The 22,470-nt window shown below is 55.9% G+C and carries 19 protein-coding genes; 12 read left to right on the forward strand and 7 right to left on the reverse strand.

The genetic code is table 11. The annotated features are described in order from the left end of the window. Positions 1-2 precede the first annotated feature (2 nt). Positions 3-1,472, reverse strand: coding sequence for an amino acid permease (locus ACOTXC_RS06770; protein WP_022648700.1), 1,470 nt, complete (start codon positions 1,470-1,472; stop codon positions 3-5). A gap of 180 nt (positions 1,473-1,652) precedes the next feature. Further along, a complete protein-coding gene (gene yieE, locus ACOTXC_RS06775) occupies positions 1,653-2,519 on the reverse strand; it encodes a DNA-binding transcriptional regulator YeiE (RefSeq protein ID WP_017383387.1) in 867 nt (288 codons plus the stop codon). Between the two features lie 97 nt (positions 2,520-2,616). Here yieE and ACOTXC_RS06780 point away from each other — a divergent pair, with 97 nt between their 5' ends. Together ACOTXC_RS06780 and nfo are read left to right on the forward strand one after the other, a co-directional pair. After that, on the forward strand, positions 2,617-3,663 hold the full coding sequence (locus ACOTXC_RS06780; protein WP_023306611.1) for a YeiH family protein: 1,047 nt from the start codon (positions 2,617-2,619) through the stop codon (positions 3,661-3,663). A gap of 64 nt (positions 3,664-3,727) precedes the next feature. After that, complete coding sequence (nfo, locus tag ACOTXC_RS06785; RefSeq protein WP_023300589.1) at positions 3,728-4,585, forward strand: deoxyribonuclease IV; 858 nt, start codon at positions 3,728-3,730, stop codon at positions 4,583-4,585. Positions 4,586-4,659: 74 nt separating this feature from the next. On the opposite strand, the gene fruA is transcribed toward nfo, so the two are convergent. From fruA to fruB, 3 genes are read right to left on the reverse strand one after another with little or no spacing between them, the layout of a single operon-like run. Further along, positions 4,660-6,345 (reverse strand): PTS fructose transporter subunit IIBC, encoded by a 1,686-nt coding sequence (gene fruA / locus ACOTXC_RS06790; protein ID WP_022648704.1) that lies wholly within the window; start codon positions 6,343-6,345, stop codon positions 4,660-4,662. 16 nt (positions 6,346-6,361) lie between these two features. Then, positions 6,362-7,300: a 1-phosphofructokinase gene (gene fruK / locus ACOTXC_RS06795; protein ID WP_006811313.1), complete on the reverse strand. Its 939-nt coding sequence runs from the start codon at positions 7,298-7,300 to the stop codon at positions 6,362-6,364. After that, positions 7,300-8,430: a fused PTS fructose transporter subunit IIA/HPr protein gene (fruB, locus tag ACOTXC_RS06800; protein WP_022648705.1), complete on the reverse strand. Its 1,131-nt coding sequence runs from the start codon at positions 8,428-8,430 to the stop codon at positions 7,300-7,302. The genes fruK and fruB overlap by 1 nt, the downstream gene beginning before the upstream one ends. 358 nt (positions 8,431-8,788) lie before the next feature. On the opposite strand from fruB, the gene setB reads away from it, so the two are divergent. After that, positions 8,789-9,970 (forward strand): sugar efflux transporter SetB, encoded by a 1,182-nt coding sequence (gene setB / locus ACOTXC_RS06805; protein WP_063841550.1) that lies wholly within the window; start codon positions 8,789-8,791, stop codon positions 9,968-9,970. Here the strand turns inward: setB and ACOTXC_RS06810 are convergent. After that, positions 9,967-10,221, reverse strand: coding sequence for a YkgJ family cysteine cluster protein (locus ACOTXC_RS06810; RefSeq protein ID WP_023300591.1), 255 nt, complete (start codon positions 10,219-10,221; stop codon positions 9,967-9,969). The genes setB and ACOTXC_RS06810 overlap by 4 nt on opposite strands. A gap of 164 nt (positions 10,222-10,385) precedes the next feature. Here ACOTXC_RS06810 and yeiP point away from each other — a divergent pair, with 164 nt between their 5' ends. Then, positions 10,386-10,958 carry an elongation factor P-like protein YeiP gene (yeiP, locus tag ACOTXC_RS06815; RefSeq protein WP_003859355.1) on the forward strand — a complete coding sequence of 191 codons (573 nt, stop codon included), beginning with the start codon at positions 10,386-10,388 and terminating at the stop codon, positions 10,956-10,958. Positions 10,959-11,074: 116 nt separating this feature from the next. Here the strand turns inward: yeiP and uxuA are convergent, their stop codons facing one another. Next, a complete protein-coding gene (gene uxuA / locus ACOTXC_RS06820; protein ID WP_421767519.1) occupies positions 11,075-12,265 on the reverse strand; it encodes a mannonate dehydratase in 1,191 nt (396 codons plus the stop codon). 205 nt (positions 12,266-12,470) lie between these two features. Between uxuA and ACOTXC_RS06825 the strand changes: the two genes are divergently transcribed. The 8 genes from ACOTXC_RS06825 (at position 12,471) to ACOTXC_RS06860 (ending at position 22,470) form a co-directional block, all read left to right on the forward strand. Then, positions 12,471-13,937, forward strand: a complete 1,467-nt coding sequence (locus ACOTXC_RS06825) for a mannitol dehydrogenase family protein (protein ID WP_421767520.1) — start codon at positions 12,471-12,473, stop codon at positions 13,935-13,937. A gap of 123 nt (positions 13,938-14,060) precedes the next feature. After that, positions 14,061-15,047 carry a CobW family GTP-binding protein gene (locus tag ACOTXC_RS06830; protein WP_063146221.1) on the forward strand — a complete coding sequence of 329 codons (987 nt, stop codon included), beginning with the start codon at positions 14,061-14,063 and terminating at the stop codon, positions 15,045-15,047. A 33-nt stretch (positions 15,048-15,080) separates the two neighbouring features. After that, a complete protein-coding gene (locus ACOTXC_RS06835) occupies positions 15,081-15,785 on the forward strand; it encodes a phosphatase PAP2 family protein (RefSeq protein WP_023306616.1) in 705 nt (234 codons plus the stop codon). Between the two features lie 424 nt (positions 15,786-16,209). After that, positions 16,210-16,779: a bifunctional murein DD-endopeptidase/murein LD-carboxypeptidase gene (gene mepS / locus ACOTXC_RS06840; RefSeq protein WP_003859364.1), complete on the forward strand. Its 570-nt coding sequence runs from the start codon at positions 16,210-16,212 to the stop codon at positions 16,777-16,779. Positions 16,780-16,906: 127 nt separating this feature from the next. Next, positions 16,907-18,460: a cyclic di-GMP phosphodiesterase gene (locus ACOTXC_RS06845; RefSeq protein ID WP_421767521.1), complete on the forward strand. Its 1,554-nt coding sequence runs from the start codon at positions 16,907-16,909 to the stop codon at positions 18,458-18,460. A 75-nt stretch (positions 18,461-18,535) separates the two neighbouring features. Then, positions 18,536-20,341: an extracellular solute-binding protein gene (locus tag ACOTXC_RS06850; protein WP_126315032.1), complete on the forward strand. Its 1,806-nt coding sequence runs from the start codon at positions 18,536-18,538 to the stop codon at positions 20,339-20,341. Between the two features lie 9 nt (positions 20,342-20,350). Beyond that, positions 20,351-21,445: a microcin C ABC transporter permease YejB gene (locus ACOTXC_RS06855; RefSeq protein ID WP_003859369.1), complete on the forward strand. Its 1,095-nt coding sequence runs from the start codon at positions 20,351-20,353 to the stop codon at positions 21,443-21,445. Next, positions 21,445-22,470 carry a microcin C ABC transporter permease gene (locus ACOTXC_RS06860; RefSeq protein ID WP_023330165.1) on the forward strand — a complete coding sequence of 342 codons (1,026 nt, stop codon included), beginning with the start codon at positions 21,445-21,447 and terminating at the stop codon, positions 22,468-22,470. The genes ACOTXC_RS06855 and ACOTXC_RS06860 overlap by 1 nt, the downstream gene beginning before the upstream one ends.

Consider the following 22,470-nt stretch of genomic DNA (forward strand, 5'->3'; position numbering starts at 1 on the left):
GGTTATTGTTTAAATCGTTCCGGGAAATCCATTTCACTGTAGCGAACGAAGCGCGTTCCTTTCGTCAGTTTGTAGCCAAACCAGATGATCAGGAACAACGGAATGCCAATATAGGTGGCCGTGACGGCGCCCCAGTCAATGGTGTCCGCAAGGAAGGCCTCATAGTTCTGGCCCAGGGTAATGATCAGGCACAGAACAAAGGCGAAGATCGGCCCCAGCGGGAAGAACCCTGACCGGTACGGCAGGTTATTCAGATCATGACCCTGCTTGACGTATCCGCGACGGAAACGGTAGTGGCTGATGGCAATGCCCAGCCAGGCAATGAAGCCCGTCATACCAGAGGTGTTAAGCAGCCACAGGTAGACCGTCTGGTTGCCGAACATGGAGGTCAGGAAACAGAGACCCGCAATCACCGTGGTCGCATACAGCGCATTGCGTGGCACGCCACCGCGAGACAGTTTCGAGAAAATACGCGGCGCTTTACCGTCGCAGGCCAGGGTGTAGAGCATGCGGGTAGAGGCGTACATCCCGGAGTTACCCGCAGACAGTACCGCCGTCAGGATAACCGCGTTCATCACCGCCGCCGCAGAGAGCAGACCCGCGTGCTGGAAGACCAGGGTGAACGGGCTGACGCTGATGTCTTTCACATCGTTACGCAGCAGGCTTGGGTCGGTATACGGAATGATCAGGCTGATAATCAGGATCGCGAACACATAGAACAGCAGGATACGCCAGAACACCTGACGCACCGCGCGCGGGATGGTCTTCTCCGGGTTTTCGGATTCACCGGCCGCAATGCCAATCAGTTCGGTGCCCTGGAAGGAGAAGCCGACAATCATCGCCACGCCAATCATCGCCGAGAAGCCCCCGGCAAACGGCGCATCGCCTATTGTCCAGTTACTCCAGCCCGCCGGTTCGGCCCCTTTGAAAATACCAACGATCATCGCCACACCGACGACGATAAAGATGATGACGGTTGCCACTTTAATCAAAGAGAACCAGTATTCCGCTTCGCCGAAACCGCGCACGGAGATGTAGTTCAGCAGGAAGATGACCGCCAGGAACAGGGCGCTCCAGATCCAGCCGGGCGTGTCCGGGAACCACCAGGTCATCACCAGCTGTGCGGCGACGAGGTCAACGGCGATGGTCACCGCCCAGTTGTACCAGTAGTTCCAGCCCAGCGCGAAGCCGAAGCCTTCCTCAACGTATTTTTGTCCGTAGGTCGAAAACGAACCAGACACCGGCATGTATGCCGCCAGTTCGCCCAGGCTGGTCATCAGGAAGTAGACCATCAGGCCAATCAGGATATAAGAGAATAATGCCCCACCCGGGCCGGCTGCCGAAATTGTTGCGCCAGAGGCAACGAAAAGACCCGTACCGATGGAGCCGCCAATGGCGATCATCGTCAGGTGACGCGCCTTAAGTGCGCGACGTAGCGCGGGCGCTTCTGTGGTTTTAGTTTCTGAAACCATGTGAAAATGCTGTCCATTCAATAAATGAGGCGCGATTGTAGCAGACGATCTGCGTTGCTTCCGGCAGAAATGCTCAGTTATAAGAGAGCTTCATGACTCGGCCAGGATTATAAGTAAAGCATAAAAATGTGGAGTGATAAGCGCACCTGGCCCCGGTAAGCGAAGCGCCACCGGGAAACGTTAAATAGCGCAGTAGCGCAGAAAACGCTGGAGCGAGCTGGAAAGGTGTTTCTGACGATGGTGGATGCACCACAGCGTGCGCACCAGCTTCGGCAGCGGAACGGGGATCTCAACCAGAGAGCCGGTTTCCAGCTGTTCGGCGATCACCCGTCGGGAAAGACAGCTAATGCCCAGGCCATGACGTACGGCATGCTTAATGGCCTCGGAGTTACCTAACTCCATCCCTAGCTGGAACTGCGGCAGATGGGACAGCAGTAGATAATCGACAATCTCACGCGTGCCGGAGCCCTGCTCTCGCAGGATCCACTGCGCCTGCGCCAGACGCTCCAGCGTAACCTCGCCCTGTAGTAAAGAAGAGGCCGGGGAAGCAAACACCACCAGCTCATCCTCAAGCCAGGGCTCCGCAATGATATCGACGTTGTGGCACGGCCCTTCGATAAGACCGATGTCCACGCGGAAATCAATCACCGCGTTAATCACGTCCTGGCTGTTGCCGACGCTCATCTCCAGCGGCAGGGTCGGAAAATCCCGGCGGTAGCGGGCGATCACTTCCGGCAGGATGTAGTTACCGATCGTGCTGCTGGCGTAGACGCGAATAGCGCCGTTGTCCTCGCGGAACAGCTGTTCGATCTCCGTTGCCTGCTCAAGTAAGGCCAGGGCACGCGGATACAGCAGGCGGCCATGTTCGTTCACCACCAGTCGCTTTCCTACCCTGTCGAAAAGCTGGACGCCCAGTTGCCCTTCAAGATCGGTCAAGGCCGCGCTAACGGCGGACTGCGAGAGCGCCAGCATTTGTGACGCCTGGGTTGTCGAGCCGCTTTTCAGCACCTCGGCAAAAACTTCCAGCTGACGCAATGTAATGTGCATGGTTGCTTACCACTTATAAAGATTGATTATAAATATATAATCAATTTTATTTTTAAGCCAGAGCGCCGTAACCTTTAGCCAGACAAAGGAGAAGGTTATGTCAGAAATCACCTTACAACATCATCGTACAGTGTGGCACTTCGTGCCGGGTCTCGCGCTCAGCGCCGTGGTTACCGGCGTGGCCTTATGGGGTGGCAGTATACCGGCTGTTGCCGGTGCAGGGTTCAGCGCCCTGACGCTGGCCATTCTGCTCGGCATGGTGGTCGGGAACACCGTTTACCCGCATATCTGGAAATCCTGCGACGGCGGCGTGATTTTCGCCAAGCAGCATTTATTACGTCTCGGGATCATCCTTTATGGCTTCCGTCTCACCTTTTCGCAGATTGCGGATGTGGGTGTCAGCGGGATTGCCATCGACGTCCTGACCCTTTCGAGCACCTTTTTACTGGCGTGCTTTATCGGCCAGAAGATCTTTGGACTGGACAAACAGACCAGCTGGCTGATCGGTGCGGGTAGCAGCATCTGCGGCGCAGCGGCTGTACTGGCAACAGAGCCGGTAGTCAAAGCCGAAGCCAGTAAAGTCACGGTTGCCGTCGCGACGGTAGTTATCTTCGGTACGCTGGCGATCTTCCTGTATCCAGCCATGTATCCGCTGGTGGCGCACTGGTTTAGCCCGGAAACCTACGGCATTTATATCGGCTCAACCATGCACGAAGTGGCGCAGGTGGTGGCGGCAGGTCACGCCATTAACCCGGAAGCGGAAAACGCGGCGGTCATCGCCAAAATGCTGCGCGTGATGATGCTGGCCCCGTTCCTGATTTTCCTCGCGGCACGGGTTAAACAGCTGGCTCCTGCAGGCGGCAGCGAGAAAAGCAAAATCACCATTCCGTGGTTTGCGATCCTGTTCATCGTGGTCGCTATCTTCAACTCTTTCCACCTGCTGCCAAAAGTGATGGTGGATATGCTGGTCACGCTGGATACGGTCCTGCTGGCGATGGCGATGGCGGCGCTGGGCGTCACCACGCACGTCAGCGCGCTGAAAAAAGCCGGGGCGAAACCGCTGCTGATGGCGCTGGTGCTGTTCATCTGGCTGATTGTTGGCGGCGGTGCGATTAACCTTGCGGTACACAGCCTGTTGGCATAAACCATCTCGTCCTTCTCCTGTTAACCCGCTATCATAGGCATTTCGGGTTAACAGGAGTCTTTTTATGAAATATGTTGGAGCGCACGTCAGCGCTGCCGGTGGCCTTGCGAATGCCGCCATTCGCGCCGCCGAAATCGAGGCGACCGCTTTCGCCCTGTTCACCAAAAACCAGCGCCAGTGGCGCGCAGCTCCCCTCACCGCGGAAGTGATTGATGACTTCAAAGCCGCCTGCGAGAAATACCGCTATGGGCCTGGGCAGATCCTCCCGCACGACAGCTACCTGATTAACCTCGGCCACCCGGTTGCTGAGGCGCTGGAAAAATCCCGCGAAGCATTCCTGGATGAGGTTCAGCGCTGTGAACAGCTGGGGCTGACGCTGCTGAACTTCCATCCCGGTAGCCATCTGATGCAAATCGACGAAGACGCCTGTCTGGCGCGCATCGCCGAGTCCATCAACATGACGCTGGATAAAACCCAGGGCGTGACGGCGGTGATTGAGAATACCGCCGGTCAGGGCAGCAACCTCGGCTTTAAGTTTGAGCATCTGGCGGCGATAATCGACGGCGTGGAGGACAAATCCCGCGTGGGCGTATGCATTGATACCTGCCACGCGTTTGCCGCCGGGTATGATCTGCGCACAACCGAGGCCACGAAAAATACCTTCGAAGAGTTCGAGCGTATTGTTGGCTTTAAGTATCTTCGCGGTATGCACTTAAACGATGCGAAAAGCGCGTTCGGCAGCCGCGTAGACCGTCACCACAGCCTGGGCGAAGGTAATATCGGCCACGATGCGTTCCGCTTTATCATGCAGGATCCCCGCTTCGACGGCATTCCAATGGTGCTGGAAACCATCAATCCGGATATCTGGGCAGAAGAGATTGCCTGGCTGAAGGCACAGCAGACCGCTGAACAGGCGGCATAAAAAAAGCCGGGCGCTTAACGCGACCCGGCTTTTTTGTAGGTCGGGTAAGGCGAAGCCGCCACCCGACACCTCTTTTAGGCTGCTTTTGCGACCACTTCCGCTTCCGGACGCTTCAGCACCGCGTAAGACAGACCCGCCACCAGCGTACCGGCAACAATCGCCAGCAGGTAGCCCAGCACCGGCGTGATGGCGCCAGGGATCAGCAGGACGAACAGACCGCCGTGCGGTGCCATCAGTTTCGCACCTACTGCCATGGAGATAGCTCCCGTTACCGCACCGCCGACGATACAGCATGGCAGAACACGCATTGGATCGCGCGCCGCAAACGGGATTGCGCCTTCGGTAATGAAGCACAGACCCAGCACCAGCGCCGCTTTGCCGCCTTCCTGCTGCGCTTTATCGAACTTACGACGGGCAATGATTGTCGCCAGGCCAAGTGCCAGCGGAGGCACCATACCTGCCGCCATGATCGCCGCCATCGGCGCGTAGGTCTGGGTACTCAGCAGGCCAACGCCGAACGCGTATGCCGCTTTGTTTACCGGACCGCCCATGTCGGTACACATCATACCGCCGAGGATTGCGCCCAACAGCACCGCGTTCGCCGTCCCCATGGTTTGCAGCCAGTGGGTCAGACCTTCCAGAATGCCCGCGACCGGCTTACCAATCAGGTAAATCATCGCCAGACCGACCACCAGGCTGGAAATCAGCGGGATGATCAGGATAGGTTTCAGCGCCTCCATACTCTGCGGCAGCTTCAGCTTAGAGCTGATGAGCTTCGCCACGTAACCGGCAAGGAAACCGGCAATAATACCGCCGATAAAGCCAGAACCAGTGCTCACGGCCAGCATACCGCCGATAAGACCCGGCGTCAGACCCGGACGGTCAGCAATGGAGAAGGCGATAAAGCCCGCCAGCACCGGTACCATCAGCGCAAACGCGGAGCCGCCGCCAATCTGCATCAACGCTGCCGCCAGCGTGCCCTGCTCTTTAAAGGCTTCGATACCAAAGGCAAAGGAGAGCGCAATACACAGGCCGCCCGCCACCACCATCGGCAGCATGTAGGAAACCCCGGTTAACAGGTGACGATAGGCACCCGCAGACTCTTTCTTACCTTCGCCAGGCGTCTTAGCCGCACCGGTCGCCTGATAAGGTTTGGCTTCCGCCAGCGCTTTATCAAACTCCTGCGCAGTTTTCTTCAGCGCCAGGCCGGTTGAGGTGCGGTACATCGGCTTACCGGCAAACTTCGCCAGATCCACTTCGATATCGGCCGCCACGATCACCAGATCGGCTTCGGCCACCTCTTCCGGCGTGATGGCATTACCCGCGCCAACAGAGCCACGAGTTTCAACCTTCACCCACCAGCCGCGTTTTTTCGCTTCGGTTTCAATGGCTTCAGCCGCCATAAAGGTGTGAGCCACACCTGTCGGGCAAGCCGTTACCGCAACAATGCGTTTAGGCCCAGCGGTTGCGACCGGCGCGGCCTCAACGGGTGCGCTGTAAACCGTCGCATGACCTTTTGCTTCGCTCAGAAACAGTTCAGGGTGTGCCACCGCGCGGTTAATATCGCCCAGCCACACTTTTTTGCCGTTCAGGGCGCTGTCCGCGGGGATTTTGTCGCCCAGAACAATCGCCATTTCAGCATCACCCGGGTTATCAATGATATCCAGGTGCGCTTTTTGTGCCGCCGCGCCCAGCAGGGTCTTCGCCATATAGGCACGAGCCTGTCCGAGACCGGAGTCAATGATCAGCAGCGTTTTCATTATTCCTCTCCTGCTGTTAGTTAAAAGGTTTTAAGTCAACGCGCGCCATCATCGCGGCTAACTGGGTACGATCGGTAATACCGACATTGCTCTGGCTCACGGCCAGGGCCGCAACGGCGGTAGCAAGGCGTAGGGTATGTTCACTGGATTCGCGCATCAGCAGACCGTAGATCAGGCCGCCAACCATCGAATCCCCGGCACCCACGGTGCTGACCACTTCCATAGAAGGCGGTTTGGCAATCCATTCCCCGGAGGCGTTAACCCACAGGGCACCTTCTGCACCCAGCGAAATCACCACATGAGCGATACCCTGCTCGCGCAGCGCATGGGCAGCGTCAATCACATCCTTTAATTCTGGCAGCTTACGGCCCGCCCAGATTTCCAGTTCACGGCGGTTAGGCTTAACCAGCCATGGCGAGGCTTTCAGACCGGCGACCAGCGCGTCGCGGCTGCTGTCAAAAATAATGCACGGGCACTGGCTGCGCAGGCGCGTCATCCAGTCGGTGAACGCTTCCGGGCTGACGCCGGACGGCAGGCTGCCGCTGACGCACACCATGTCAAACTGGCCCAGCCAGCTCAGGGAATCGGCAACGAAGCGCTCCCAGTCAGCCGGGGTCACTTCGAAGCCGGAGAAGTTCAGATCGGTTACTTCACCGTCTTTCTCGGTCAGCTTAACGTTAATACGGGTACGGCCCTGCACAACCTGAAAACGGTTGGCGATGCCCAGTTCACTGAACAACTGCTGAAAACCGTCCTGGTTGTCTTTGCCAAGGAAGCCGCCAACGGTGACGTCGATACCGAGATCTTTCAGCACCTTCGCCACGTTAATCCCTTTCCCTGCAGCATGCAGGCCGGTGGTTCGCACCAGGTTAACTTCGCCACGCTCAATTTCCGGGCAGAAGCCCACCAGATCGTAAGCCGGGTTCAGCGTAATGGTCGCAACACGTCTGCTCATTATGCGCCCTCCCCCAGACCGGCCGCGATGGCGTCGCCAATCGCTTTCAGCGCCTGTTCAGCATCAGCACCCTGCGCGGTAAAACGCAGACGATGGCCTTTCTTCACACCCAGCGCGACAACTTTCATCAGGCTGCGCCCGTTGGCTGGTTTACCCGAACCGTCCAGATTGGTCACGGTGATCTCACTTTCAAATTGTTTAATGGTATTCACCAGCATGGTGCCCGGACGGGCATGCAGGCCGTGTTCGTTACGCACCACGTACTCTGCGCTCAGCAGGTCGTCCGTCAGCGCATCGTCGCTGGTCAGCAGAGCCAGCACCGTCGCCGCGTCTGCGTTCAGCAGTTTTTCAGCTTTATTGTTCAGCAGCAGATCGCCAAGGCGCTTCAGGACGGATACCGGCTGATCGTCAGCCATGGCAACGGTTACCAGCATCGCGGCGCGTTCGCCGTCTGTCTCAAAGGCAACCGCAGCACGGCTGACCGCGATAGCACTGCGCAGGTTGCCTTCAGCACTGTCGTTCAGCCAGATGCCCTGACCCAGGTTTAAAGGCTTATCATTGATGGTGCGGGTCACAAAGGCGGTATCAGCCGCCCCCACCTCTTTCAGGCGAGCCGCGTTCAGCGCCTGGAGCGTCACCAGATCGGACGCAACGACGTCCAGCATCAGGGTTTCATTATCCAGCTTCAGCGCTTCGCTCTGTTTTTCGCCCATCAGCAGGGCACGCAGCTCTTCAGCAGTGGTGGCGGATTTAAGCTGTTCCGCGACGGCATCATCGCTCAGCACGTGCGTCAGCTGACGCAGCAGGCCCAGGTGTTCGTCACCGCTGGCCGCGATACCGATCGCCACGTAAGCCACCTGCCCCTCGCCCCAGAGCACGCCCTGCGGGAACTGGTAAACCTGCACGCCGGTTTTCAGCACCTGATCGCGGGTGTCCGTGGTGCCGTGCGGAATTGCAATACCGTTACCGAGGAAGGTGGAGGTCTGCTGTTCACGCGCCAGCATGCCGTTGACGTAGCCGTCCGCCACGTTGCCAGCCTGCACGAGCGCAGCGGCGACCTGGCGAATAGCCTCTTCTTTATTCCCGGCCTGTTCGCCCGGGTGGATATCCTGAACAGATAACTGGAACATGATTCTCCTCTCCTGCTGAAATTGAATCGTTTCAGCTTAACTGAGAAAATATGCGCTAACCTGCTTCTACAGAACATGCAAGATAGCGCTGAAACGTTTCAAGAAGTCTTGTCTTTTCTACAAAAGGTTGCAAGAAAAGTTACATTTCTTGTTGCAGAATTTAGAAGTGCAGCACATTTCTTCTTCAATAGGGAGGTTTTTGCTGATGTTCAACAAACAGGTTCAGCACGCTTCAGCGAAACAGCGTTAAACTGAAATGCTATTTTGATTTATTGTGGCAATCTTGATTTTGCCCTCTGTTTATTTAATGACAGGCGGCGTAAACTCCGCCTCTCTCTGTTACTCGCAAAGACTGAACATGCATAACACCCCCGCTGCCGCCTCACCAAAGCCCTTTGATTTGACGTCAACGGCGTTTTTGATTGTTGCTTTCCTCACCGGTATTGCCGGTGCGTTACAAACGCCTACGCTGAGCCTGTTTCTGACCAACGAAGTCCACGCCCGCCCGGCGATGGTTGGCTTCTTCTTCACCGGGAGCGCCATCATTGGCATCCTGGTCAGCCAGTTTCTGGCCGGGCGTTCCGACAGAAAAGGCGATCGTAAAAGCCTGATCGTCTTTTGCTGTCTGCTGGGCGTTTTCGCCTGCGTGTTGTTTGCCTGGAACCGCAACTATTTCATTCTGCTGTTTGTTGGGGTGTTCCTGAGCAGCTTCGGCTCGACAGCCAACCCGCAGATGTTCGCCCTTGCCCGCGAGCATGCCGACCGCACCGGGCGGGAAGCTGTGATGTTCAGCTCGATACTGCGCGCGCAGGTGTCGCTTGCGTGGGTGATTGGCCCCCCGCTCGCCTACGCACTGGCAATGGGTTTTGGCTTTACGGTAATGTACCTCAGCGCGGCGGTAGCCTTCGTGGTGTGTGGCGCAATGGTATGGTTCTTCCTGCCTTCCATGCGTAAAGAGCCGAAAGTGGCGACCGGTACGCTGGAAGCACCGCGGCGTAACCGGCGCGACGCACTACTGTTATTCATTATCTGTACGCTGATGTGGGGAACGAACAGCCTCTATATCATTAATATGCCGTTGTTTATAATTGATGAGCTGCATCTGCCGGAGAAGCTGGCCGGGATCATGATGGGAACCGCCGCGGGGCTTGAGATCCCCACCATGCTGATTGCGGGCTATTACGCGAAGCGCTTCGGCAAGCGCTTTTTGATGCGCATCGCCGCCGTTGCCGGGCTGCTGTTTTATGTCGGTATGCTGACGGTTCATACGCCAGCCCTGCTTCTTGCTTTACAGCTGCTGAACGCCATTTACATCGGCATTCTGGCCGGTATCGGCATGCTCTACTTCCAGGATCTGATGCCGGGTCAGGCAGGCGCTGCCACTACCCTTTATACTAATACCACCCGCGTGGGCTGGATTATTGCAGGCTCACTGGCGGGCATTGTGGCTGAAATCTGGAACTATCATACGGTGTTCTGGATTGCGCTGGTGATGTGCGTCCTGACGCTGAGCTGCCTGACGCGAATTAAGGACGTTTAAGGCGCGGTGAGCGCTTCAAGCTCAAGCAGATAAGTGATGGCCTGCTGGCGCGTACTGCCGCACATTTCGGCGCCAGGCTGGAGCCCGGAGCACACCTTCGGGCGTAAAGGCGAGCCAAATATCATGCACAGGTTGGAGTCAGAGAGCTGAACGCAGCGGGTATTGGCAGGCTTGCCTTGTGGCATGCCTGGAATGGGGCTTGAGATGGACGGTGCGGTACAGCACGCGCCACAGTCGGAACGACAATCCATACATGCTCTCTGTTGGTGGCAGATGCCCGCGCAGTCGGGCATTGCGCGCACAGTAACACCTTTTATGTATTGATAGCAAAACCCACGAATTCCGCTTGCCTGAAAGGCCGCGCGCGAGTAATTTGGCGCGATATTTTTTACCTCCCGTAAACAGGATTACTGCAATGCCAAGAGCGAACGAAATCAAGAAAGGTATGGTACTGAATTACAACGGCAAACTGCTGATTGTGAAAGATATCGACATTCAGGCACCCAGCGCCCGTGGCGCAGCAACGCTGTATAAAATGCGTTTCTCCGATGTCCGTACCGGCCTGAAAGTGGAAGAACGTTTTAAAGGCGACGATATCGTGGATACCGTGACCCTGACCCGTCGCTACGTTGATTTCTCCTACATTGACGGCAACGAATACGTGTTCATGGATAAAGAAGATTACACCCCGTATATCTTCACCAAAGATCAGATCGAAGAAGAGCTGCTGTTTATTCCTGAAGGTGGAATGCCGGACATGCAGGTGCTGACCTGGGATGGCGTGCTGCTGGCGCTGGAGCTGCCGCAGACCGTTGATCTGGAAATCGTTGAAACGGCACCGGGCATCAAAGGCGCGTCTGCAAGCGCGCGTAACAAACCGGCTACCCTGACTACCGGTCTGGTCGTACAGGTGCCAGAATACCTGTCAGCGGGCGAGAAAATCCGTATCCATATCGAAGAAAAACGCTATATGGGTCGCGCTGACTGATTCTGGCGTTTGCCGGGTGGCGGCTGCGCCTTACCCGGCCTACAAAAACACAAAAACCGGCCTCAGAGCCGGTTTTTCGTAGGCCCGGTAAGCGTAGCGCCACCGGGCAATCAGGCTTACAGAAGCTCTGGATACTTCGTCATTTTCAGCGCCAGCTCGATACCGCGCACTTCCGCCATCCCTTTCAGACGGCCAATCGCCGAATACCCTGGATTCGTTTTCTTGCGCAGATCGTCCAGCATCTGATGCCCGTGATCCGGACGGAACGGGATAGGACGTACATCCCCCGCCTGCTTACGACGTACTTCTTCAGAGAGAATGGCATCCACCACCGCAACCATGTTCACGTCGCCGCCAAGGTGGGCTGCTTCATGGAAGGTTTTTGGATTCTCTTCACGGCAGGTTGCACGCAGGTGAGTGAAATGAATGCGATCCCCAAAGGTTTCGATCATCCGCACCAGATCGTTATCCGCACGCACGCCGTAAGAGCCCGTACACATGGTAAAGCCGTTGTAGATGCTGTCCACCGTCTCTTTTAGCCACTGCATATCCTCAATGGTCGACACGATACGCGGCAGGCCGAGGATTGGGCGCGGAGGATCGTCCGGATGAACCGCCAGCCGCACGCCCGCTTCTTCTGCCACCGGCACGATAGTGCGCAGGAAGTGCGCCATGTTTTCACGCAGCTGGTTTTTATCGATATCGCCATATTCCGCCAGGCGCGCGCGGAACTGATCGAGGGTATAGCCCTCTTCCGCCCCCGGCAGGCCCGCGATAATATTGCGAACCAGCTTCTCAATGTCCGCTTCACTGGCGGCATTGAACCACGCCAGCGCCTGCTGCTGCTCTTCGGCGGTGTAGTCTGCTTCCGCCCCCGGACGCTTCAGAATGTGCAGCTCAAAAGCCGCAAAAGCGATTTGATCGAAACGCAGCGCCTTCGAACCATCGGCCATTTCATATTCCAGGTCGGTACGCGTCCAGTCCAGAATTGGCATAAAGTTATAGCAGACGGTATCAATACCGCAGGCCGCCAGGTTACGAATGCTCTGCTGATAATTCGCAATCCAGGTTTCACACTCACCGGAGTGGGTTTTGATATCTTCGTGAACCGGAATACTTTCCACGACAGACCAGGTTAGACCCTTCTCTGCCAGCTGTGCCTGACGCTTTTGGATTTCCTCCACCGGCCACACCTGACCGTTCGGAATATGATGCAGCGCCGTGACCACACCCGTTGCGCCAGCCTGACGCACATCATCAAGAGAAACCGGATCGTTCGGCCCGTACCAACGCCAGGTTTGTTCCATTGCCCCACCCTCTCAAGTTGTTATACCAATATGGATTACCTCAATGACGACTACCATACATGTTTAATCGAAGTGGTCAACACAGCGCGCGACATTGATTGATCAAACTCACATAACCGGGATATTTACGGCTTACCAATTTAATTTGTTGTCATATAACTTTACACTGGCATTGTTAATTAATGGTTAATCAGGTGTGTACTACATGAAGACTATTGCCTCCACCGCGCTTCCTGCTCATGTCCAGCAGCCCCGCTACGATCGCGAGCAGTTACGCTCCCGCATCGTCCATTTCGGCTTTGGCGCGTTCCACCGGGCGCATCAGGCGTTGTTAACAAACCGGGTGCTGAACGCCAAAGGAGGCGACTGGGGTATTTGTGAGATTAGCCTCTTTAGCGGCGATGTTCTCATGCGCCAGCTCCGCGCGCAGGATCATCTGTTTACCGTGCTGGAGAAAGGTGCCGAAGGCAATCAGCCCATTATTATCGGTGCGGTAAAAGAGTGCCTGAACGCAAAACTCGACTCGCTGGCAGCCATTATTGAGAAGTTCTGCGAACCGCAGGTGGCCATTGTCTCCCTCACCATTACCGAAAAAGGCTACTGCATCGATCCGGCGACGGGGAAACTGGATATGCACAACAGCCGCATTCTGCACGATCTTGAGCATCCGTCTGAGCCGCATTCCGCGCCGGGTATTCTGGTCGAGGCGCTTCATCGCCGCCGCGAGCGCGGCCTGCCGGCGTTTACCGTGCTCTCCTGCGACAACATTCCCGATAACGGCCACGTGGTGAAAAATGCCGTTCTCGGCATGGCCGGAAAGCGTTCCGCAGAGCTGGCCGGATGGATCGAGGCGCACGTGAGCTTCCCTGGCACCATGGTCGACCGAATCGTGCCCGCCGCCACTGACGCCTCACTCGCGGAAATCACCCAGGAACTTGGCGTTGAAGATCCCTGCGCCATCAGCTGTGAACCGTTCATTCAGTGGGTAGTGGAAGATAACTTTGTCGCCGGGCGTCCGGAATGGGAGGTTGCAGGCGTACAGATGGTTGAGGATGTCCTGCCCTGGGAGCAGATGAAGCTGCGGATGCTGAACGGCAGCCACTCCTTCCTGGCGTATCTGGGCTACCTTGCCGGCTACGCGCACATAAATGAATGTATGCAGGACGACAGCTTCCGCGAGGCTGCCCGCAGGCTGATGCTGAATGAGCAGGCCCCTACGCTGCGCATCACCAACGTCGATCTGACAGCCTATGCTGACAGCCTGCTTGACCGCTTCGCCAACCCGGCCCTACAGCACCGCACCTGGCAAATCGCCATGGACGGCAGTCAGAAGCTGCCTCAGCGCATGCTGGATGGGATCCGCGTGCATCTTGAGCGTAACACCGCCTGGCCATTACTGGCGCTGGGCGTCGCAGGCTGGATGCGCTACGTCAGCGGGACGGACGACCAGGGCAACGCCATTGACGTGCGCGATCCGCTGAGCGACAAGTTTCAGGCCATTGTCGCTACCAGCAGTGACGCAGAACGCGTTAGCGCCCTGCTGACGCTAAAAGAAATCTTTGGCGACGACCTGCCGCAAAACCCTGTCTTTGTCGAGGTAATCACCGGCGCGTACCAGCGCCTCGTCCGGCTCGGCGCGCGTCAGGCCGTTATCGAAACGTTAAAAATTTAGCGATTATTGCGTTTAAGGCGAACGGTTTTACGCTCCGTTCGCCCTCCCTCTTCTCAATGCCCGATTTTTTCGTCAGGATGATAGATAGTTGTTACTACATCACAATTATTTATCGGAGCGCACGTGACCAAAACCAACCTGATCACCGGTTTTCTCGGCAGCGGTAAAACTACGTCCATTCTGCATTTGCTGGCCAATAAAGATCCGGCGGAAAAGTGGGCCGTGCTGGTCAACGAATTTGGCGAAGTGGGGATCGACGGCGCGTTGCTCGCCGACAGCGGCGCGATGGTGAAAGAGATCCCGGGCGGGTGTATGTGCTGCGTGAATGGTCTGCCGATGCAGGTCGGGCTGAATACGCTGCTGCGTCAGGGCAAGCCTGACCGTCTGTTGATTGAACCCACTGGGCTGGGTCATCCGAAGCAAATTCTTGATTTACTGACCGCCCCGGTCTACGAGCCGTGGCTTGAGCTGCGTGCAACGCTTTGCCTGCTCGACCCCCGCCAGCTGCTGGATGAAAAAGCGATCAATAACGACAATTTCCGCGACCAGCTCGCCTCGGCAGATATCATCGTGGCGAATAAATCCGATCGCGCGACGCCTGAAAGTCAGGCCGCGTTCAATGCCTGGTGGCAGCAGGCTGGCGGTGGACGTCAGTACGTGCAGACCACCCAGGGCAACATTGATGGCGCCCTGCTCGATCTTCCCCGCCTCAACCAGGCGCAACTGCCTGCCAGCGCAGAGCATTCACATAGCCACGGCGCGAAGCAAGGTCTTGCAGCGCTGAGCCTGCCCGAACATCAGCGCTGGCGTCGAAATCTGAACAGCGGCCAGGGACACCAGGCCTGCGGCTGGATCTTCGATGCCGATACGGTTTTCGACACCATTGGTATACTGGAATGGGCGAGACTGGCGCCGGTTGAGCGGGTAAAAGGGATCATGCGCACCCCGGATGGTCTGGTGCGCATTAATCGTCAGGGCGAGGATTTCTTTATAGAAACCCAGAACGTCGCGCCACCCGACAGCCGGATAGAGTTAATTAGTGCGGTTAATACCGACTGGAATGCCCTCCAGTCAAGCCTGTTGAAGCTTCGTTTAAGTTTGGGCGGCTAACGTTGCCCCTGATTTCACACATTGCTGAAGACTATGACGACTCGACTTCCTGCTATTTTATTGCTCAACGCTGCCGGTCTGGCGCTCTTTTTCTCCTGGTATATCCCGGCGGATCACGGTTTCTGGTTCCCGCTGGATTCCGGGCTGTTCCACTTCTTTAACCAGGCGCTGGCGAAGAGTGAAGCCTTCCTGTGGCTGGTGGCGATCACCAACAACCGCGCGTTTGACGGCTGTTCGCTGCTGGCAATGGGCTGTCTGATGCTCTCCTTCTGGCTGAAGGAAGACAAAACGGGTCGTCGCCGTATTCTGATTATCGGCCTGGTCATGCTGCTGGCAGCCGTGATTATCAACCAGCTGGCGCAGCATCTGATGCCGGTTAAACGCGCCAGTCCGTCGCTCTCTTTCCCGAATATTAACCGCGTCAGCGAGCTGCTTCATATTCCAACCAAAGACGCCTCGAAGGACAGCTTCCCGGGCGACCACGGTATGATGCTGCTGATTTTTGCTGGCTTCATGCTGCGCTATTTCGGTAAAAAAGCCTTCGCCATCGCCCTGGTTATTGTGGTGGTATTTGCATTCCCGCGGGTGATGATTGGCGCTCACTGGCTGACAGATATCGCCGTAGGCTCCCTCACGGCGGTGTTAATTGGTTTACCCTGGGTGCTGATGACTCCCCTGAGCGATCGCGTAATAAGTATTTTTGATCGCTATCTTCCCGGCAAATTTAAACAAGTCTGAAACAAATAAATAACGCTAATTAACACCATTCATCAGGGATCGTTTTCGATCCCTGAGTCACTTCTTTCCGGCATCATTCAGCGCTGTCATCATTCCGTCATACAATTCGTGATAAAAATGAAGCAATTGCAGGGATTACCGGTATGAATGGCGGCATTTTGAGCAATTCCGCGCTGTAACGTTGTGTATCACATTTTCTTATAAAAAAACGGTCTATTTTGCTCGCAATGCCCTTTGCAATCGGTTAACCTCGAACTCGTTTTGCCCCATTGAGATAATTATTATCGTGGTGAATAATTTTGTGCGTTGTGCCACAGATTTCACCATAAAGAATTGTCTCATTGTGAACAGATAATTAGTCTCGTCACGGTTGGCATTTTTATAACGATATTTTCGTTAAGGACTTCAAGGGAAAACAAACAAAATGGTCAAATCTCAACCAATTTTGAGATATATCTTGCGGGGGATCCCGGCGATTGCAGTGGCGGTTCTGCTTTCGGCATGTAGTACGACGAACACCGCGAAGAATATGCATCCTGAGACGCGTGTTGTGGGAATGGAAGATTCCTCTTCACTGCAAGCCTCTCAGGATGAATTTGAAAATATGGTACGTAATCTCGACGTTAAGTCGCGTATTATGGATCAGTATGCTGACTGGAAAGGCGTGCGTTACCGCCTGGGCGGCAGCACCAAGAAAGGCATCGATTGCTCCGCATTCGTACAGCGTACTTTCCGTGAGCAGTTTGGGTTAGACCTTCCGCGTTCTACTTATGAACAGCAGGAAATGGGCAAGTCCATTTCGCGCACTAAACTGCGTACGGGCGATTTAGTCCTGTTCAGAGCAGGTTCAACCGGTCGACACGTTGGCATCTATATCGGTAACGATCAGTTTGTCCATGCTTCCACCAGCAGTGGTGTGACGATTTCCAGCATGAACGAACCTTACTGGAAGAAGCGCTACAACGAAGCTCGCCGCGTTCTGAGCCGTAGTTAATATTGCTGTCGTATCGTTGGTTATCCCTTGGCTGGCGATACGATTAAAAAAGCACTGCTCCGGCAGTGTTTTTTTTTGCCCGTTACACTGATAGACATCCAGCGTCATTTCAGGAATCACGACATCTATGTTTACCCGCTACTTCTCCAGCAACCGCAAGATACTGTTTCTCAGTATTCTGACGGGGTTGTTTACCGCCCTGCTTCTGAGTGCGTTACAGTTTTACTGGAGTTATCACAAGCGAGAAGTCAGGTACGATACCCTCATTACGGATTTAAGCGTCTACATGGAGAGCTTTTTCGACGAGCTTAAAACCTCTATTGATACGCTCCAGCCGCTCACGCTGAACAGCTGTGAAGAGGTCAGTGCGGCGCTCACCTCACGCGCGGCCTTCAGTATTAACGTGCGCGCCTTTTTGCTGGTCCGGGATAAACAGGCCTTCTGCTCTTCGGCAACAGGTCCGATGAATACCCCGATGGAAACGCTTATCCCTCAGCTACACATCAGCAAACCTGTTGATATCGCGCTCCTGCCGGGTACGCCCATGCTGCCGGATAAACCCGCGATCGCTATCTGGTATCGCAATCCGCTGGTAAAAGACGGCGGCGTATTTACCTCCGTGAACATCAACCTGACGCCTTACCTTCTTTATACGTCACGTCAGGATGAATTTTCCGGAATATCGATCGTCATTGGCGACTCCGCGTTATCCACCCAGTCCGGAATGCTGGTTCAGGCGCGGGATTTGCCTGAGGTCCCTGCCCGCACCGCCACGCTGAAAAATATTCCTCTGACCGTTAACGTCTATGCGCAAGCCTGGAAGACCGATGAACTGCTCTACGCCGTGTTCTTCGGCCTGGTCTGCGGTATTGCGGCAGGTCTGCTGAATTTCTATATTCTCACTATCCGTCTGAATCCCGGGAAAGAGATCCTTACGGCCATCAAGCACGACCAGTTCTACGTGGTCTATCAGCCCGTCGTGGATGCGCAGTCGCTCAGAATGACCGGGCTGGAAGCCCTGATGCGCTGGAAGCACCCGGTGATGGGCGAAATTCCACCGGATGCCTTTATTAACTTCGCTGAAGCGCAGAAGCTGATTGTCCCGCTGACGCTGCATCTTTTTGACCTGATTATCCGCGATGCCCCTGTCCTGCAAACGGTGCTCCCGCCTGGGGCCAAGTTTGGGATCAACATCGCGCCCGGTCATCTGCATGCGGAAAACTTTAAGGAGGATATGCGCGCGTTTGCCGCTGCCCTTCCGCCCGATCACTTCCAGATTGTGCTGGAAATAACCGAGCGCGACATGATCAACCACCGCGAGGCAAATCAGCTGTTTGAATGGCTGCACAATGAAGGTTTTGAAATCGCCATCGATGATTTTGGCACCGGTCACAGCGCGCTGATCTATCTGGAACGCTTCACGATGGATTACCTGAAAATTGACCGTGGCTTCGTGAATGCCATCGGGACTGAAACCGTTACCTCGCCAGTGCTTGACGCGGTGCTGACGCTGGCAGAACGCCTGAATATGTTAACCGTCGCCGAGGGTGTTGAAACGCCCGAGCAGGCGGCGTGGCTGCGCGAGCATGGCGTGAACTATCTTCAGGGCTACTGGATCGGCCGACCAATGCCGCTGGAGCAGTTCAGGACGTGGCAACCCGACATCACGCTCGGGGAATAATTTCACAATCACGGCGCTGTCCCTTATTATTCTCCTCAACCGAGCCTGCCTGTGAACAAAGGGATCCGCCGCACTATGATTATGCGCGTTGTAATGATGCTGTTGGCGCTGGTGAGCCTGTCGAGCCAGGCGCAGACCATCAAAGAGAGCACGGCCTTTGCCGTCATTGGCGAGCCGAAGTATGCGGTCAACTTTACTCACTACGATTATGTGAACCCCGCCGCCCCGAAAGGCGGGAACGTGACGCTTTCCGCGACCGGAACGTTTGACAACTTTAACCGCTTCGCCCTGCGCGGCGTGGCGGCAGCGCGTACCGAATCCCTCTATGACACGCTGTTCGTCACCTCCGACGACGAGCCCGGCAGCTATTATCCCCTGGTCGCTGAGAACGTGCGTTACGCCGATGATTTTAGCTGGGCAGAAATCGCGATTAATCCGCGGGCGCGTTTTCACGACGGTACGCCGGTTAGCGCCCGCGATGTGGCGTTCACCTTTCATAAATTTATGACCGAAGGCGTGCCGCAGTTTCGTCTGGTGTACAAGGGCACCACGGTGAAAGCCATCGCCCCGCTGACCGTGCGAATCGAACTCCCTGAGCCAAACAAAGAGAATATGCTGAGCCTGTTCTCCCTGCCCGTCATGCCCGAATCATTCTGGAAAAACCATAAGCTGAGCGATCCCCTCTCTTCCCCGCCGCTGGCCGGAGGACCGTATCGCATTACCGACTGGCGAATGGGCCAGTACGTGATCTATTCCCGCGTGAAAGATTACTGGGCAGCCACGCTGCCGGTAAACCGGGGCCGCTGGAACTTCGATACAATCCGCTACGACTACTACCTGGATGATAACGTGGCCTTCGAGGCGTTTAAGGCAGGCGCATTTGATTTACGTGTCGAGAACAGCGCCAAAAACTGGGCGACCCGGTATATCGGAAAAAATTTCGCGAAAGGCTATATCGTTAAAGACGAACATAAAAACGAATCCGCGCAGGACACGCGCTGGCTGGCGTTTAATATTCAGCGCCCGGTTTTTTCCGATCGTCGGGTGCGTGAAGCTATTACCCTGGCGTTTGATTTCGAATGGATGAACAAAGCGCTGTTTTACGGAGCCTACAGCCGGGCGAACAGCTATTTCCAGAATACTGAATATGCCGCCCGTGATTATCCCCACGCGGACGAGCTGGTTTTGCTGGCGCCAATGAAAGCGGAGCTCCCGCCGGAAGTGTTCACCCGCCTATTTGAACCGCCAAAATCCGACGGAAACGGGTTCGACCGGGACAACCTGCTGAAAGCCAGCAAACTGCTGGATGACGCTGGCTGGGTGTTGAAAAATCGGCTACGAGTAAATGTTAAAACTGGTAAGCCGCTCAGCTTCGAACTGCTGATTGCCTCCGGCGCAAACGATCAGTGGGTGCTGCCGTTTAAGAAGAACCTTGCCCGTCTTGGGGTGACCATGAATATCCGCCAGGTCGATATTGCCCAGCTGACCAACCGCAAGCGCAGTCGCGATTACGACATGATGCAAACCCTGTGGGCTGCCCAGCCGTGGCCGAGTTCAGACCTGCAAATCTCCTGGGCATCGGGGTATATCGACTCCTCCTACAACGCTCCGGGGGTAAAGAGTCCGGTGATTGATGCGCTGATCGCGAAAATCGTTGCCGCTCAGGGCGATAAAGAGAAACTTCTGCCGCTCGGGCGCGCGCTTGACCGGGTGTTAACCTGGAACTATTACATGCTGCCGATGTGGTACATGGGTGAAGATCGCGTGGCCCGCTGGGACAAATTCTCCCTGCCCGCCGTTCGCCCGGTTTATACGCTTGGTTTTGATACGTGGTGGTATGACGTGAATAAAGCCGCAAAACTGCCCGCAGCGCGGCGTTGAGGAGTGACGATGGGCGCTTATCTTATCCGCAGGCTGCTGCTGGTTATCCCGACGCTATGGGCCATCATTACCATTAACTTTTTTATCGTGCAGATTGCCCCCGGCGGCCCGGTGGACCAGGCGATTGCGGCCATAGAATTTGGTCACGCTGGCGGCATGCCGGGCGGCGGCGGTGAAGGAATGGGGGCCAGCCATGCCCGGACGGGCGTGGGCAATATCAGCGAAAGCCACTACCGGGGCGGTCGGGGACTGGATCCGGAGGTGATCGCCGAGATCACCCATCGCTATGGTTTTGACAAGCCGCTGCACGAGCGATATTTCAGGATGCTCTGGGATTATGTCCGTTTCGATTTTGGCGACAGCCTGTTTCGCAGCGCCTCGGTGCTAACCCTGATCAAGCAAAGCCTTCCGGTTTCCATCACGCTCGGACTGTGGGGGACGCTGATTATTTATCTGGTCTCCATTCCGCTGGGGATCCGCAAAGCGGTCTACAACGGTAGCCGTTTTGATATCTGGAGCAGCACGTTCATTATCATCGGCTACGCTATCCCGGCGTTTCTGTTTGCCGTGCTGCTGATTGTCTTTTTCGCTGGCGGCAGTTATTTCGACCTCTTCCCGCTGCGCGGGCTGGTCTCTGCGGATTTCAGCACGTTGCCGTGGTATCAGAAAATCACCGATTACTTCTGGCACATCACGCTTCCGGTGCTGGCGACGGTTATCGGCGGTTTTGCGGCGCTTACGATGCTGACCAAAAATGCCTTTCTTGATGAGATCCGCAAACAGTACGTCGTCACCGCGCGCGCCAAAGGCGTCGGTGAAAAGCAGATTATGTGGAAGCACGTTTTTCGTAACGCCATGCTGCTGGTGATTGCCGGTTTTCCCGCCACGTTCATCAGTATGTTTTTTACCGGCTCTCTGCTGATAGAAGTGATGTTCTCTCTCAACGGTTTAGGGCTGCTCGGCTATGAGGCCACCGTCTCCCGTGATTACCCGGTGATGTTTGGCACACTGTACATTTTCACCCTGATCGGCCTGCTGCTGAATATCATCAGCGATATCAGCTATACGCTGGTCGATCCCCGTATCGATTTTGAGGGCCGCTAATGTCGCGTTTAAGCCCCGTCAATCAGGCCCGCTGGGCGCGCTTTCGCCACAACCGTCGCGGCTACTGGTCGCTGTGGATCTTCGCCGTCCTGTTTGCCTTAAGTCTGTGTTCCGAACTGATTGCCAACGATAAACCCCTGCTGGTGCATTTCAAAGATCGCTGGTACGTGCCGGTGCTTACTACCTATAGCGAAAGCGATTTTGGCGGTCCGTTTGCGACGCCAGCCGAGTATCAGGATCCCTGGTTACGTGAACAGATCGCGCAGCACGGCTGGGCGCTTTGGGCACCGATTCGCTTTGGCGCGAACAGTATTAACTACGCCACGTCCACCCCCTTCCCTTCCCCGCCTTCCTCGCAGAACTGGCTGGGAACGGACGCCAACGGCGGCGATGTGCTGGCGCGCATCCTCTATGGCACCCGCATCTCGCTCCTGTTTGGGCTGCTTCTGACGCTCTTTAGCAGCGTGATGGGCGTCGTGGCGGGCGCCATGCAGGGCTATTACGGTGGAAAAATCGATTTGTGGGGGCAGCGCGTAATTGAAGTCTGGTCCGGTATGCCGACGCTGTTTCTGATTATCCTGCTGTCCAGCGTAGTACAGCCTGGCTTCTGGTGGCTGTTAGGCATCACCGTCCTGTTCGGCTGGATGGCACTGGTCGGCGTGGTGCGCGCGGAGTTTCTGCGCACGCGAAATTACGATTATATTCGCGCCGCGCAGGCATTAGGCGTGAGCGATCGCGCAATTATCTTCCGTCACATGCTTCCCAATGCGGTGGTGGCGACCCTCACCTTCCTGCCGTTTATTTTGTGTAGCTCCATTACCACCCTGACGTCGCTTGATTTTCTTGGTTTCGGTTTGCCGCTGGGCTCACCGTCTCTTGGCGAACTGCTGTTGCAGGGCAAAAACAACCTACAGGCCCCCTGGCTGGGCATCGCCGCATTCCTCTCCGTGGCGGTGCTGCTTTCCCTGCTGATTTTTATTGGCGAAGCCGTGCGCGATGCCTTCGATCCCAACAAGGCGGTATGA

The sequence above is a fragment of the Enterobacter cloacae complex sp. IR5428 genome, assembly GCF_049238585.1.
Classification (GTDB): domain Bacteria; phylum Pseudomonadota; class Gammaproteobacteria; order Enterobacterales; family Enterobacteriaceae; genus Enterobacter; species Enterobacter intestinihominis.